General features: G+C 63.7%; 14 protein-coding genes, 1 tRNA gene and 1 pseudogene. 11 read left to right on the top strand and 5 right to left on the bottom strand.

The features are described 5' to 3' along the window. Positions 1 to 87: 87 nt before the first annotated feature. Together METH_RS12740 and METH_RS12745 are read right to left on the bottom strand one after the other, a co-directional pair. Positions 88 to 453 (bottom strand): annotated as a pseudogene (locus METH_RS12740) (transposase); the annotation flags it as partial. Positions 454 to 517: 64 nt separating this feature from the next. Beyond that, positions 518 to 607: transfer RNA gene (locus METH_RS12745), tRNA-Ser, on the bottom strand. 241 nt (positions 608 to 848) lie between these two features. On the opposite strand from METH_RS12745, the gene METH_RS12750 reads away from it, so the two are divergent. The 7 genes from METH_RS12750 (at position 849) to METH_RS12780 (ending at position 7,469) form a co-directional block, all read left to right on the top strand. Next, entirely contained in the window at positions 849 to 1,778 is a 930-nt protein-coding gene (locus METH_RS12750) for an SPOR domain-containing protein (RefSeq protein WP_024090886.1), read from the top strand. Positions 1,779 to 1,830: 52 nt separating this feature from the next. Further along, on the top strand, positions 1,831 to 2,976 hold the full coding sequence (locus METH_RS12755) for a D-alanyl-D-alanine carboxypeptidase family protein (protein ID WP_052348770.1): 1,146 nt from the start codon (positions 1,831 to 1,833) through the stop codon (positions 2,974 to 2,976). After that, positions 2,973 to 3,620: a dTMP kinase gene (tmk, locus tag METH_RS12760; protein ID WP_024090888.1), complete on the top strand. Its 648-nt coding sequence runs from the start codon at positions 2,973 to 2,975 to the stop codon at positions 3,618 to 3,620. The genes METH_RS12755 and tmk overlap by 4 nt, the downstream gene beginning before the upstream one ends. Further along, positions 3,617 to 4,735, top strand: a complete 1,119-nt coding sequence (locus METH_RS12765; protein WP_024090889.1) for a DNA polymerase III subunit delta' — start codon at positions 3,617 to 3,619, stop codon at positions 4,733 to 4,735. The genes tmk and METH_RS12765 overlap by 4 nt, the downstream gene beginning before the upstream one ends. A gap of 41 nt (positions 4,736 to 4,776) precedes the next feature. Beyond that, the gene (locus METH_RS12770; RefSeq protein ID WP_024090890.1) at positions 4,777 to 5,586 is read left to right on the top strand and encodes a TatD family hydrolase; all 810 of its coding nucleotides are present in this window, start codon (positions 4,777 to 4,779) and stop codon (positions 5,584 to 5,586) included. Further along, positions 5,586 to 6,383 (top strand): MBL fold metallo-hydrolase, encoded by a 798-nt coding sequence (locus tag METH_RS12775; protein ID WP_024090891.1) that lies wholly within the window; start codon positions 5,586 to 5,588, stop codon positions 6,381 to 6,383. Before METH_RS12770 ends, METH_RS12775 begins: the two co-directional genes overlap by 1 nt. A 153-nt stretch (positions 6,384 to 6,536) precedes the next feature. Further along, positions 6,537 to 7,469 (top strand): AEC family transporter, encoded by a 933-nt coding sequence (locus tag METH_RS12780; protein WP_024090893.1) that lies wholly within the window; start codon positions 6,537 to 6,539, stop codon positions 7,467 to 7,469. Positions 7,470 to 7,598: 129 nt separating this feature from the next. Here METH_RS12780 and METH_RS12785 read toward each other — a convergent pair whose 3' ends face one another. The 3 genes from METH_RS12785 to METH_RS12795 all read right to left on the bottom strand — a co-directional run bounded on the left by METH_RS12785 (position 7,599) and on the right by METH_RS12795 (position 10,192). Further along, positions 7,599 to 8,333, bottom strand: a complete 735-nt coding sequence (locus METH_RS12785) for an aspartate/glutamate racemase family protein (protein WP_024090894.1) — start codon at positions 8,331 to 8,333, stop codon at positions 7,599 to 7,601. A gap of 12 nt (positions 8,334 to 8,345) precedes the next feature. Further along, positions 8,346 to 9,038, bottom strand: a complete 693-nt coding sequence (locus METH_RS12790; RefSeq protein WP_024090895.1) for a GntR family transcriptional regulator — start codon at positions 9,036 to 9,038, stop codon at positions 8,346 to 8,348. 239 nt (positions 9,039 to 9,277) lie between these two features. Beyond that, a complete protein-coding gene (locus tag METH_RS12795; protein WP_024090896.1) occupies positions 9,278 to 10,192 on the bottom strand; it encodes a LysR family transcriptional regulator in 915 nt (304 codons plus the stop codon). A gap of 100 nt (positions 10,193 to 10,292) precedes the next feature. On the opposite strand from METH_RS12795, the gene METH_RS12800 reads away from it, so the two are divergent. From METH_RS12800 to METH_RS12815, 4 genes are all read left to right on the top strand, one after another. Next, the gene (locus tag METH_RS12800) at positions 10,293 to 11,420 is read left to right on the top strand and encodes an enolase C-terminal domain-like protein (RefSeq protein ID WP_245602885.1); all 1,128 of its coding nucleotides are present in this window, start codon (positions 10,293 to 10,295) and stop codon (positions 11,418 to 11,420) included. Then, positions 11,417 to 12,670 carry an NAD(P)/FAD-dependent oxidoreductase gene (locus METH_RS12805; protein ID WP_024090898.1) on the top strand — a complete coding sequence of 418 codons (1,254 nt, stop codon included), beginning with the start codon at positions 11,417 to 11,419 and terminating at the stop codon, positions 12,668 to 12,670. The genes METH_RS12800 and METH_RS12805 overlap by 4 nt, the downstream gene beginning before the upstream one ends. Before the next feature lie 49 nt (positions 12,671 to 12,719). After that, positions 12,720 to 13,694, top strand: a complete 975-nt coding sequence (locus tag METH_RS12810; RefSeq protein WP_024090899.1) for a TRAP transporter substrate-binding protein — start codon at positions 12,720 to 12,722, stop codon at positions 13,692 to 13,694. A 74-nt stretch (positions 13,695 to 13,768) separates the two neighbouring features. Beyond that, complete coding sequence (locus METH_RS12815; protein ID WP_024090900.1) at positions 13,769 to 14,302, top strand: TRAP transporter small permease; 534 nt, start codon at positions 13,769 to 13,771, stop codon at positions 14,300 to 14,302. The last annotated feature ends 1 nt before the right edge of the window (position 14,303 follow it).

Below are 14,303 nucleotides of genomic sequence, written 5' to 3' on the forward strand. Positions count from 1 at the left end.
CAGGCCAGCGGGACGCTGTTCTCCCCGGTGGGATGATCCCTCATCGATCTTCCGGATCGGATGGCTGGAAGTCGGCCTATGGCCGCTTCATCCAGCCTCACCCGCCAGAAACCGGGGCAGCCGGGCGGGATTTCCAGCGGCGAGCGTCAGGATGCAGCGGGACCGCACCCGCTTGAGGCCGCGATAGACGGTCTGGGACAGGCCGCCGACGGTCTTGGCCCGGCCGAAGGCTTCTTCGATCCGCTTGCGAGGCTTCTGGGACAGGGCATAGCCTTTGTGCCGGATTGTGCGCCCGCCGATTGCCGAATGCCGCGCCTTCCTGGCGGCGTGCGGAGTGACGCAGGCCTGGCGGAGATCCGCGGTAAATCCGGCGGCATCATATCCCTTGCCGGCCCCCAAGGTCAGCTGCCGGGTCGATCCAGGGGAGTGGCGGTGCGGCATGTCCAGCGCGGCCATCCATTGCCCGGCAGGCGCATGCGCAGCATGCTGCCGGGAGAACGCTTTCGCTGAGGCAAGTTGGCGGGGAGACAGGGATTCGAACCCTGGGAACGCTCTCACGTTCAACGGTTTTCAAGACCGCCGCATTCGACCACTCTGCCACCTCCCCGGTCCGTGCAGCGGTTTAGGACGCAAAACCGGGTGAGGCAAGGGGAAATCGGCCGTGCAAGAGAAAACCCCGGCCCTGCGCCAGCCGCGCGGAATCATGCCACCTTTGCGGGTTTCCCTTGCGCCGCGGCCCGTCAGGGTTTTCATGGCCGGATGCGCAGGCTATCATGCCGCCAAATCAAGAAGACCGGGCATTCCGGCGGGGGCGCAGAAGCGCCGCGGGCACAGGCAAGGATGAGAGCATGAAAGACACCGTGTCGACAGCAAAGACAGCCCCGCGGGTTGCCGCGGCGGCCTTGGGCCTGCTGTTGATGGCAGGCTGCGAAGGCGGGCCGAAGCTGGCCTTTTTGCAGCCCAAAGCCAAGGCCGGCGGCGAGATTCAGGCCTCCAGCAGCACCAAGCTGGTCGAGCGCGACGTGGAGGCCCCCGAGGTGTTCCAAGTGACCGAAGCGGGGCTTTGGGACGGGCGTCCGTCGATCGGCGGGGTCTGGGTGGCGCATCCCGACACCAAGGACCCGGAGCGGGTGATCATCCGCAACAACGCGAACGGCCAGTTTGTGATCGGCGCCCTGTTCCGGCGTGAACGGGAAATTCCGGGCCCGCGGCTGCAGGTGTCCTCTGACGCCGCGGCGGCGCTGGGAATGCTGGCAGGTGCGCCGGCCGAGCTGAACGTCACCGCCCTGCGGCGTGAAGAGGTCAGCAACGAAATTCCGGCTGAGGATCAGACAGCTGAGCTGCCTGCGGCAGAGACCGAGGCTGCCCAAGTTCTGGCGTCGGCGGCCGGGCAGGAAATCTCAGCAACGCCGCTGGATCCGATTGCCGGTGCTGCTGCCGCAATTGATGCGCCGGCCCCGGCCGCACCGGCCGTTTCGGCGCAGTCAGCGCCTGCGCAGGCTGAGCCCGCAGCTGCCCCGGCAGCCAAAGCGCAGAAATCCGCGCTGGACAAACCTTACATCCAGATCGGAATATTCAGCGTTGAAGCCAATGCCAAGCGGACTGCCAATATGATGCGCAGCGCCGGCATGGTGCCGGTGGTGCGCGAGCAAGCCTCGAGCGGCAAGGCGTTCTGGCGGGTGCTGGTTGGCCCGGCGCAGAACAAGACTGAACGCAGCCAGCTGTTAAAAAGCGTAAAGGAAACCGGATTTGCGGATGCCTATGCTGTCACCAATTGATCCCGGCGCCGCGCGCCTGGGGCGCACTCTGATCTCTTCGCTGCGGCTGGCCATGGCTGCGGGCCTGGCGGTCAGCCTGTCGGCGCTGTCTGCCGCCGCTTTTGATACCAAGGCCCGCGCCGCCTATGTGCTGGACGCAGGCACCGACACGGTGCTGCTGTCCAAGAACGCCGACGTGCCGCTGCCGCCGGCCTCGATGTCCAAGCTGATGACGCTCTATGTGGCTTTTGAGGCTTTGCGCGACGGCCGCCTGACCCTGGACGAGCGGCTGCCTGTCAGCGAGCACGCGATGAGCTACAAGGGCTCCACCATGTTCCTGGACACGCTGGACCGGGTGCGGGTCGAGGACCTGCTGCGCGGCATCATCGTATTGTCCGGCAATGACGCCTGCGTGGTGATTGCCGAAGCGCTGAGTCCGGACGGAACCGAGGCCGGATTTGCCCGCTACATGACCAAACGCGGCCAGGATCTGGGCATGACCGCCTCGACCTTTGCCAATTCCAACGGCTGGCCTGCTGCCGGGCACCGGATGTCGGTGCATGATCTGGCGGTGCTCGCCGAGCGGCTGATCGAGGACTTCCCGGAATACTATCCTCTGTTTGCCGAAACCAAGTTCGAATTCGATGGCCGTGCGCCCTCGAACGTCCGCAACCGCAACCCGCTGCTGAAGCTGGGAATCGGCGCGGACGGGCTGAAGACCGGCCACACCGAAGAAGCGGGCTATGGCCTGGTCGGCTCGGCCCAGCAGGGCGACCGGCGGGTGATTTTCGTGGTGTCCGGCTTTGATACAGAATCCGGCCGCGCCGAGGAGGCGGAAGCCCTGGTTAACTGGTCGTTTCGCCAATTTGCCAAAAAGACCGTCGCCCAGGAAGGCGTTCCCATCGCCGAAGCCGAAATTTGGCGGGGGGCCGAGCAATCGGTAGGGCTGGTGCCCGCAAAGGATCTGGAAATCCTGCTGCCGTCGCTGGCAGGCGGCACCATCGAGGGGGAAGTTGTCTATGCAGGCCCCATCGAGGCCCCGGTCAGTAAAGGCCAGCGGCTGGCGGAGCTGGTGCTGCAGCCCGATGATCTGCCGGAGGTGCGGCTGCCGCTGGTGGCGGAAAGCGATGTGCCCGCGGGCGGCTTTGCGGTGCGTGTAAAAACCGCGGCGGAAGTGCTGATCAAGCGGTTCCTGACCGGCCCCGAGGGGGCATTGTGACGGCGGGCGGAGCACGCGGCCTGTTCATCACCTTCGAAGGCATCGACGGGTCCGGAAAATCAACGCAATGCCGCCTGCTGGCGGAAGCCCTGCAGAAGGCTGGCCGTAATGTGGTGCTGACGCGGGAGCCCGGCGGCTCCCCCGGTGCCGAGGAAATCCGCCGGCTGGTGCTGGAGGGCGATCCCGACCGCTGGTCGGCCGAGACCGAGCTGCTGTTGTTCATGGCGGCGCGGCGCGATCATTTGGAGCGCACCATTGAGCCGGCGCTGGCCGCCGGCAAGGTGGTGATTTGCGACCGTTTTGCCGACAGTACGCGGATGTATCAGGGGCTGTCTCGCGGCGACCTGCGCGCCGCTGTAGACCAGATGCACGCCCTGATGATCGGGCGCGAGCCGGATCTGACCCTGCTGATCGACATGGATCCCGCTGAGGGCCTTGCCCGCGCCAAGGGGCGGCAGGGCAAGGAAGAACGGTTTGAGGATTTTGGCATCGGCCTGCAGGAAAAGATGCGCGCAGGCTTCCTGGCGCTGGCGCAGGAGTTTGCGGACCGCTTCCGCGTGGTCGATGGCGCCCGCCCGCTGGATGACGTCGCTGCGGATGTGCGGCGGCTGGCGGATGAAGCCCTGGAAGGATCCCGGGCATGAGTCCTGATGACGACCTGCCGCGCGCAGACCAGGCCGAAGGCGCTCCGCATCCGCGCGAAACCCAGCGGCTGATCGGCCAGCAAGCCGCGGAACAGGATTTCCTGACCTCTTACAACTCCGATCGCCTGCACCACGGCTGGCTCCTGACCGGCCCGCAGGGCGTGGGCAAGGCAACACTGGCCTGGCGGATTGCCCGCTTTCTGCTGGCCACCCCCCTGGCGGAAGAGGGGCTTTTCGGCGCGCCGCCGCCGCCGGACACATTGGAGATCAGCCCGGAGCACCCGGTCTCGCACCGCATTCAGGCACTGGCGGAACCCGGCCTGGCGCCGATCAGCCGCTCTTACGACGATAAAGGCAAGCTGCGCAGCCAGATTGTGGTGGATGATATCCGCAAGCTGAACCGGTTCTTTGGCCTTTCGGCCACCGATGGCGGGCGCCGGGTGGTGATTGTGGACGCCGCCGACGACATGAATATCAGCGCCGCAAATGCGCTCTTGAAAATGCTCGAAGAACCGCCCGCGCGCACCACCCTCTTGCTGATCTCGCACCAGCCCTCGCGGCTGCTTCCGACCATCCGTTCGCGCTGCCGAACCTTGCGGCTGGGGCCGCTGTCCGCATCGGACATGGAGGCCGCATTGGCGCAATCCGGCGTGGAGCTGCCTGGCAATATGGAGAACCTTGCGGCCTTGGCGGGTGGCTCGGTCGGGGCGGCGCTGCGGCTGATCAATCTGGGCGGGCTGAAGATCTATGCCGAGCTGGTGCAGATCCTCGCAACGATGCCGCGGCTGGACCGCCAGCGTGCCATGGCGCTGGCCGAAGCGGCCGCCCAGCGTGGTGCCTCCGCGCGATTTGAACTGCTGCTGTCGCTGACCGAGATGGCGCTGGCCCGGCTCGCGCGCACCGGGGCTACCGGCACCCCGCCAGCGCCGGAAGCGGCTCCGCAGGAGGCAGCGATGCTATTGCGGCTGTCGCCGGATTCGCGCAAAGCCCGCGCCTGGGCGGACCTGGCAGCAGAAGTGACCGCCCGTGCCCGCCATGGCCAGGCGGTGAACCTTGACCCCGCAGCACTTGTCCTAGATACGGTTTTCAAGATGCAGGAAACCGCGTCGCGCTGAGGCTTTTGAGGCCCCGCGGCACTTGTGGCGCCAGAGGATTCATGACCGAGACGACCCCCCAGATTACGGACAGCCATTGCCACCTGGACTTCCCCGATTTCGAAGGGCGGCTGGATGAGGTGATTGCCAGCGCAGCAGAGGCCGGCGTCACCCGGATGGTGACCATCTGCACCAAGATGAAGAACGAGCCGTCCGTCCGCGCGATTGCCGAGGCGCATGCTCCGGTGTTCTATGCCGCGGGCACCCACCCGATGAGCGCCGCGGACGAGCCGCTGGTATCAGTTGACGAACTGGTGGCGCTGGCAAAACACCCGAAGTTTGTCGGCATCGGCGAGACCGGTCTGGATTATCATTATACAGCCGACAGCGCCGAGGTGCAGCAGCAGTCCCTGCGCACCCATATCGCTGCCGCCCGCGATACCGGCCTGCCGCTGATCATCCATGCCCGTGCCGCTGATGACGATATGGCGCGCATCCTGGGCGAGGAGATGAAGAACGGCGCTTATACTTGCGTGATGCATTGCTTCTCCTCCTCGGCCGAGCTGGCAAGGGCCGCGCTGGACCTGGGGTTTTACCTGTCGATGTCCGGCATTGCCGCTTTTCCCAAAAGCCAGGAGCTGCGCGATATCTTTGCCGCCGCCCCGGTGGAGCGCATTCTGGTCGAGACCGACGCTCCCTACCTGGCGCCGCCGCCCTATCGCGGCAAACGCAATGAACCGGCCTATACTGCCTTCACCGCCAAGGTCGGTGCGGACGTTTTCGGCATCGACTACGCCGATTTCGCCGCACAGACACAGGCGAATTTCGACCGGCTGTTCTGGAAAGCCGCCGCATATGAGGCCGCCGCCTGATGGCTGAGATGCGCTTTACCATCCTCGGCTCGGGTTCTTCCGGCGGGGTGCCGCGGATCGGCGGCCATTGGGGCGATTGCGACCCGAAGAACCCCAGAAACCGGCGCCAGCGATGCTCGATGCTGGTGGAGCGTGACGGGCCTGAGGGCACCACATCGGTGCTGATCGACACCACGCCCGACATGCGCAGCCAGCTGCTGGATGCAGACGTAAGCCGCCTGGACGCGGTGGTCTATACCCATTCGCACGCAGACCACCTGCATGGCATCGACGATCTGCGCATGGTCTATTTTAACATGCGCGAACGCATTCCGGTTTATGCAGACGGTCCAACCCAGAACGACCTGTTGAACCGCTTCGGTTATGCCTTTGCGCAGCCGGACGGCTCCCCCTATCCGCCGATCCTCGACCTGAGAACCATCAGCGGGCCTTTCACCATCGACGGCCCCGGCGGCGGCATCGGTTTCCGCCCGTTTGAAGTGAACCACGGCTCCATCGACGCGCTGGGGTTCCGTATCGGCGGGCTGGCCTATCTTCCGGATGTGGCCCAAATCCCCGATGCCGCGCTGCCGGAGCTGGAAAACCTCGACATCTGGATCCTGGACGGGCTGCGCCGCACCCCGCACCCGACCCATTTCAGCTACTCCGAGGCACTGGAATGGTTCGAGAAGATGGCGCCCAAGCGCGGCATTATCACCAACATGCATATCGACATGGATTACGCCACGATCGAGGCCGAGACCCCGGACCATATCACCCCCGCCTATGACGGTATGGTGATCCGGGTGGAACTATAGCGGAATGCGCAGTTCTGCCGCAGCGCAGCCGGTCGCATTGAGCAGACCGCAGGCTTCTCCTTTGCTGAAATACTCCCGCCGGAGCCATCCGCGGCCTGCGGCCGGACACTGCCGGCCGGCCGGCAGCAAGCCCTGGCTGCCAGGGACAGGCTGATGTTTCAGAGCCTGATCGACGTCATCCTGCCGGTGTTTCTGGTTGTCGGCGCAGGTTACGCCGCCACCGCGCGGGGTGTACTGACCCAGACACATATCGAAGGCGTGATGAAATTCGCGCAAGGCTTTGCCATCCCCTGCCTGCTGTTCAAGGCAATGGCGGAGCTGGATCTGTCATCCAGCTTTGACCCGCGGCTGCTGGCAAGTTTTTATACCGGCGCCTTCACCTGCTTTCTGATTGGCGTGTTCGGCGCCCGGATCCTGTTCAAACGGGAGTGGGAAGACTGCATTGCCATCGGTTTCTGCTGCCTGTTTTCCAACTCGGTTCTGTTGGGCCTGCCAATCACCGAGCGCGCCTTTGGACCTGAGAACCTGACCGGAAACTATGCCATCATCGCCTTCCATTCGCCGTTCTGCTATGGCGTCGGCATCACCGTGATGGAGATCGTGCGCAATCGCGGCGCAGGCGGGATTAAGACCGTCTCGGCTGTGCTGAATGCGATGTTCCGCAATGTGCTGATTCTGGGTATCGCGCTGGGGTTTGCGGTGAACCTTTCAGGGCTCACCATTCCGATGGTTGTGAGTGAAGCCCTGTCGCTGATTATTCGCGCGGCCCTGCCCTGCGCGCTGTTTGCACTGGGCGGGGTGCTGGTGAAATACCGCCCCGAGGGCGATCTGCGGGCGATCCTGTTTGTCTGCTTCACCTCGCTGATGATCCATCCGGCGATTGTCTGGGTGCTGGGCTCAGCCCTGGCATTGCCGCAGGATCTGTTCCGCTCGGGAGTTTTGAACGCTGCGATGGCGACCGGGTTCAACGGCTATATCTTTGCCAATATGTACGGCCGGGCAAAACGGGTGGCGGCGTCCTCGGTGCTGATTGCCACCGGGGCGAGCATCTTAACCGTCTGGTTCTGGCTGCTGGTGCTGAGCTGAGCTGAGCCAGGCTGCGTGAAAAGGTCAGAACTTCTGTCCAAATGTTTCGCGCGCGAAACATTCCGGCAGCAATGCTGACCTTAAAATTATAATTTCATTAAGAAATCCCCACTGCACTCCGGCACGGCCTCACCAGCGCGGATCATCCAGTTCAAGCGGGAACCCTTTGGGCAGCAGGCCTGCCTGGAACCAGTTGATGAAGGAATGAATTGAAAACACCGGCAAGCCGGTCGCTTTGCGCACATCGCGGGCATAGGGCACCATATTGGTGCATTCCAGCACGATGGCGCCAAGGTCCGGAGTGTCCGCAACCATCGCGCGGGCGGCGTCGATCATGTCCAGGCGGCAGGCCTCGAAATCGATTTCCGGCGCGTCGCCGAGGATGTCTCGGGTAAAACAGCGCAGGCCGTCGGTGCCGGAAACGGGTGTGTCCAGCGGCACGCTTGCGGCCTGCAGATGCGCTGGTGTCAGCGTGGCCTTGGAAATCGTCAGAATGCCGCAGCGCTTGCCTGCGGGCAGCAGGGCCTGCACCATCGGCACCTGCATCAGCGAGGAGGTCGCCACCGGCACCCCCAGCGCCTGTTTCACCTCGTCCTGGATCAGCGCCAGAAAACCGCAATTGGTGGTGATGCCGTCGGCGCCCATGGCGACCAAATCGCGGCCCGCGTCCACAAACAGATCAACCAGTTCCTTGGGGTTGCCGCGCACCACGTTTTCAGGATTGGCGCCGCGCACCACCTTGTAGTGCACCGGGAAATCCCAAGTCATCGCGTTGCCCATATCGCCATGGATGCGGGGAAACCGGGTTTCCAGCATCAGGATGCCAACTGCGGCGCCAAAAACTGTCTTACCGCCTCGTTCCATTGGCCTGTCCCCTTATTCGTCCGGCACGTATAGTTGGGAAAAGGCGATGCGGACTGCTTCCGTCGCCTCCTCACGGCGTTTTTCAATGTGGCTGCGCATCGCCGCTGTCGCCGCCTCGGCGTTGCGGGCGGCGATACCGTCTACGATCTGGCGGTGGGCCGAGATATCGCCCGGCGCCTTGCCCCCTGCCCGGTCGCGCATGCGTTTCAGGTCGATCAGCCGGATATAGCGGATCCGGCCGTTCAGATTGTTCAGAATGCGCTGCAGCTCGCTGTTGCCGGAAAGCTGTGCCAGCCGGGCGTGGAAGCTTTCGTCCATCGCCAAAAGCGCCCCGGGGACGGTGGCGCTTTCATACTCCGGCTCCATCCGGTTGAGGTAGTCACTCAATGCCGCAATGTCTTCGTCCGAGGCGCGGGTGCAAGCCAGCCGCACCGCTTCGCATTCCACCGCGACGCGGGCCTCGTACAGGTCGATGATGTAGCCGGGAGTCAGCGGGCGGCAGAAAAAGCCGCGGTTGTTCTGGAAGGTGAGGAAACCTTCGGCCACCAGCCGGTTCAGCGCCTCGCGCAGCGGCGTGCGGCTGGCGCCCAGCACCTCGGACAAAGCACTCTCGTTGATCCGCTGATCAGGCTTGAAGGCAAAATCCGCCGCCATCCGGCGCAGCGCCTCATAGACCCGGTCCACATTGCTTTCGCGTTTGGCCATATTCCCGCCATCTGTCATTCCGCGGTGCAGATTAGGGGAGCTTCAGTGGCCGCGCAAGATTGAATTCCGACCTGCATACAATAATGAAGAAGCAGGGAAGCAGCTGTTCAGCGTCCCGCCCTGCAATCCGGCTTCACCGGGAATGCGGAGGGCGGCGCCTGACCTTGGGTGGGCGCACGAGCCCCCTCCGGTGGGGAGGGCCGGGCGCTGCCCGGCGGTCCCGCCGGGCAAAAAAGCTTTCAAGAGCGGGCTGAACTTCTGCCAGCCGTATACGGCGCCAACTCCTGCTTCAGCAGCGCCAGAAACTCCTGCCCCACCGCCGACAACGGGCGGGACTTAGAGGTGATCACCGCCATTTCCATCATGATCCGAGGCCGGAATGGGCGCGAGATAAAGCCGCCGCCAGCCTCGAAATCCAGCACGAAGGGGTCGAGGATCGAGACCCCCATCCCCTCCTGCACGAAACTGAGGAGGTTTTTGAACAGATGCGAATGCACCCGGGCCTTGAGCGGGATACCCGCCTGCTGAAACACCTCGCGGGTGCGGCGGTGGGTCATGTGCTCAGGCCCCATCACGATGAAGGGCACGCCTTCCAGCAGTTCGGGCGTCAGCACGTCGTGTTCCGCCAGCGGGCTGTCCGCGGGGATCGCCAGCCGGGTTTCGACGTTGATCGGATGCGCCTCCAGCCCATCATGGATCAGCGGCATTTCGCAGACGCCGATCTCAAACAACCCCGAGATCACCCATTCCTGGATCTTCAGCGAATACTGCGCCTGAAAGGAGATCGACAAATCCGGACGGGTGCGGGCAAAACGGGCGATCAGCGCGGGCATGAAGCCGAAGGACATCGAGTGCTGCGAAGCCACCTGCAGCTGCCCCGCCTGTTTGTTCTGCAGATCGGTGACCGCCTGCGCCACGTGATCAAGGCCGCGCACCACGGTGTCGACCTCCTGAAACAGCACCCCGGCTTCGGGCGTGGGGATCAGCCGGCCCTTGCTGCGCTCAAAGAGTTTGAGGCGGGTCTGGCGTTCCAATTGGTACAGGAGATTGGAAATGCCGGGCTGAGAAATTCCCAGCTGTTCGGCCGCTCCGGTGACGGTGCCGGTTTCGACAATGGCGTGGAACGCCTGCAGCTGGCGGAAGCGGAGAGACATCGGCAGGCATCATTTTTTATGATACTTTAGGTAATTCTTTGTATTGGTAATGATGGGCAAGTCAAGGCAGGCTCCTTTCGAAGCTGGAAGGAAAACGCGCGTGCTGGAAGAAAAGATTGCCGGGATGGATTTGTGGCATCTCGCACTGCCCGTGCGGTCGCGCCGCGACCATGGGATCGGAACGGTGGAAGGCTCTTGCGAGGTCGTGATTGTGCGCCTGCGCAGTGAAAACGGCACCGCAGGATACGGCGAAGCCTCGGCCTGGTCGGTGTTCACCGGCACGCCGGAGGCCAGCCTGGCAGCACTTGACCGCTACATCCGCCCGCTGGTGGAGGGCCGCCGGGTGGCGGACCGCGCGGCGATCATGGACGACGCTTCCAAGGCGGTCGCCCATTGCACCGAAGCCAAGGCCGCGCTGGAAACGGCGCTGCTGGATCTGACCGGACGGATCACCGGAGTCCCGGTCTGGGCACTGCTGGGCGGCAAGTGCCGCGATACCATTCCGCTCAGCTGTTCGATTGCCGATCCGGACTTTGGCAAGGACATTGACCTGCTGCACCGGCTGCGCGCCGACAAAGTCGGGCTGATCAAGCTGAAGACCGGTTTCAAGGATCATGCCTTTGACATCATGCGGCTGGAGCGGATCGCCAAGGACTTTCCCGGGTTCCGGGTTCGCGTCGATTATAATCAGGGCCTCAGCATCGAAGACGCGCCTGCGCAGGTGCGCGATGCGGCCGGGTTCAAGCCGGATTTTATCGAGCAGCCGGTGCGGTTTCATCACTTCGCCATGATGGCCAGGCTGCGGGAGATGATCGACGTGCCGCTGCTGGCGGATGAAAGCGTATTCGGTCCCGAAGACATGGTGCGGGCGGCGCGCGAGGGCATCTGCGACGGCGTCTCGGTCAAGATCATGAAGTCGGGCGGGCTGACCAGCGCGCAAACAGTAGCCCGGATTGCTGCGGCGAACGGGCTGTCGGCCTATGGCGGCGACATGTTCGAGGCAGGCCTTGCGCATCTGGCAGGCACCCACATGATTGCCGCCACACCCGAAATCCGGCTGGGCTGCGAGTTCTATCAGGCGCGCTACTTCCTGAAGGAGGACATTCTGGAGACGCCTTTCCAGGTTGTAGACGGCCAGGTTGTTGTGCCGGACGGGCCAGGTTTGGGCCTTAAACCGGATGTTGGGAAGCTGGACCGTTACGCGGTGTCCAAGAAGGTCGCGGAATGACGGCGGAGAAGAAAACGGTTGCCATCATCGGCGCCGGCATTGTCGGCGTCTCGGCAGCGATCGAGCTGCAGCGCGACGGGCATCAGGTGATCCTGATCGACGGCAAGGGACCGGGCGAAGGCACCAGCCACGGCAATGGCGGCATTCTGGCGTCTTGCTCCATCGTGCCGGTAACGGGTCCGGGGCTGTGGAAGAAGGCGCCGAAGATGCTGCTGGACCCGAACCAGCCCTTGTTCATGCGCTGGGGCTATCTGCCCAAGCTGGCACCCTGGCTGATGAAATACATGAGCCACGCCAATGCCAAGGACACCACCCGGATTGCCGCAGCATTGGCGCCGGTGGTCGGGGATTCGCTGGCGGATCACCGGGCCCTGGCGGCGGGCACGGCGGCTGAGCGGCATCTAAAGCCCTCGGATTACCTGTTCCTCTACAACGACCGCGCCCATTTCGGGGAGGACGCATTCGGCTGGGGGCTGCGCAGGAAACACGGGTTCCGCTGGGATGAGCTGGAGGGCGCGGATTTCCGGGCCTATGACAGTATCTATGCGCAGGAATTCGGCTTTGCCGCGCGGCTGAAGGATCACGGGATCATTTCCGATCCGGGCCAGTATGTGAAGGATCTGGCGGCACATGTGACCGCCAATGGCGGCCAGCTGATCCGGGCCTATGCCGAAGACGCGGCCCGCGAAGGCGGCCGGGTGACCGGCGTGCGTGCAGGCGGGGAAACGATCGCTTGCGATGCCGTGGTCGTGGCCACCGGCGTCTGGTCCAAGCCGCTGGCAGAGAAACTGGGAATTTCCGTACCACTGGAAGCAGAACGCGGCTATCATCTTGAATTATGGGAACCTTCGGCAATGCCGAAAGCGCCTGTCATGGTGGCAGCAGCCAAATGCGTGGTGACCCCGATGCAGGGACGGATCCGGATTGCAGGCATTGTGGAATTCGGCGGGCTGGAGGCCGGGCCGTCGAAGGGGCCGCTCGAGCTGTTGCGCAAGAACGCCCGGCGCATTCTGCCCGGTGTGAGCTGGAAGCATGAAGAGGAATGGCTGGGCCACCGCCCGGCGCCTGCCGATTCGATCCCGGTGATTGGCGGGGTGCCGGACCTCAGCGGCGCCTTTGTCGGCTTTGGCCATCATCACATCGGCCTGACCGGCGGGCCGAAGACAGGCCGCCTGCTGGCGCAGATGATTTCGGGCCGCACTCCGAACATCGACATGAGCGCCTATGACCCGGTGCGCTATGCGATTTGAAACCAACCAGTGCCCCTTAAGGGGCCGAAACTGAAACAGGGAGAAGACCATGAAGAAATTGACCAGACTGCTGGCCGCCACCGCGCTGACTGCGGCCGCCGCCCTGCCCGCCGCGGCGGAAACCTGGGACATGCCAATGGCCTATTCGGCCTCCAACTTCCACTCGGCGACCGGCGCGGAGTTTGCTGAATGCGTGACCACCGGCACCGGCGGCGAGGTGGAGATCAAGACCCACCCGTCGGGATCGCTGTTCAAGGGCGCCGACATCAAACGCGCGGTGCAGACCGGCCAGGCGCCGATCGGCGAGCGGCTGCTGTCCGGACACCAGAACGAAAACGCGCTATTCGGCTTTGACTCGATCCCGTTCCTGGCGACCTCGTTCGATGACAGCGACAAGCTGTGGCGCGCCGCCAAACCGTCGATTGAAAAGCTGCTGGCCGAGCAGAATCTGACCCTGCTATATGCCGTGCCGTGGCCGCCGCAGGGGTTGTATTTCAAGAACGAAGTGACCTCGGTTGCCGAGATGAAGGGCATCAAGTTCCGCTCCTACAACAACGCCACCTCGCGCCTGGCAGAGCTGACGGGGATGCTGCCGGTGACCATCGAGGCCGCTGAGATCAGCCAGGCCTTTGCCACTGGGGTTGCGGAAGCCATGATTTCCTCCGGCTCCACCGGCTATGACCGCAAGGTCTGGGAAAGCCTGGGTTATTTCTATGAAGTGGATGCCTGGCTGCCGCGCAACTATGTGTTTGTGAACACCGAAATCTGGAACGGCACCTCCGAGGCAAGCCGGAACGTGATCATGGGCTGCGCCAAGCTTGCGGAATATGCGGGCAACTGGCGGGCCAAGGAATACACCGGTTTCACCCTGCAGGGACTGCGCGACGGCGGTATGAACGTCGGCCCGGCATCGGAGCAGATGACGGCCGAGCTGAAGGAAATCGGCGACACCATGACCAACGAATGGCTGGAAGCCGCAGGCGACGAGGGCAAGGCCATCGTCGATGCATTCCGCGCAGAATAATCAGCGTGCAGGATACGGGCGGCACAGAATGGGCCGCCCGTAATCTCATAATAAAATAAGCCGATGGGGATGATATGACTGTGCTCAGGGGGCTGCGCTCCGGACTGGATTTTCTTTACCTCGCCGCTGGGGTGCTGGCCGCCCTTTGCCTGATTGCGATACTGGGCCTGATCGTTGTTCAGATGCTTGCCCGCTGGACCGGTGAGGTGTTTCCCGGCGCGCCGGATTACGCGGGCTATGCGATGGCCGCCGCGTCGTTTTTGGCCTTTGCCAATGCGCTGAACCGGGGCAGCCATATCCGGGTGTCGATCCTGCTGAATGCCGTGCCCGAAGGCTTCCGCCGGGTGCTGGAGATCTGGTGCTTTGGCATCGGCACCGCGGTGATGTGGTATTTCACCTATTACGCCTACCGGTTTGTCTACTGGAGCTGGAAATTCAACGACGTCAGCCAGGGCCAGGACCGCACGCCCCTGTGGATACCGCAAAGCGTGATGCTGTTCGGCGGGGCCGTTCTGGCCGTCGCCCTGACCGATCATCTGATTCATGTGATCTTCCGCGGTGACCACCGCATCACCCGGGATCTGGACGACCAGAGCCACGCGGAGTAAG

The sequence above is a fragment of the Leisingera methylohalidivorans DSM 14336 genome (assembly GCF_000511355.1).
Lineage (GTDB): Bacteria > Pseudomonadota > Alphaproteobacteria > Rhodobacterales > Rhodobacteraceae > Leisingera > Leisingera methylohalidivorans.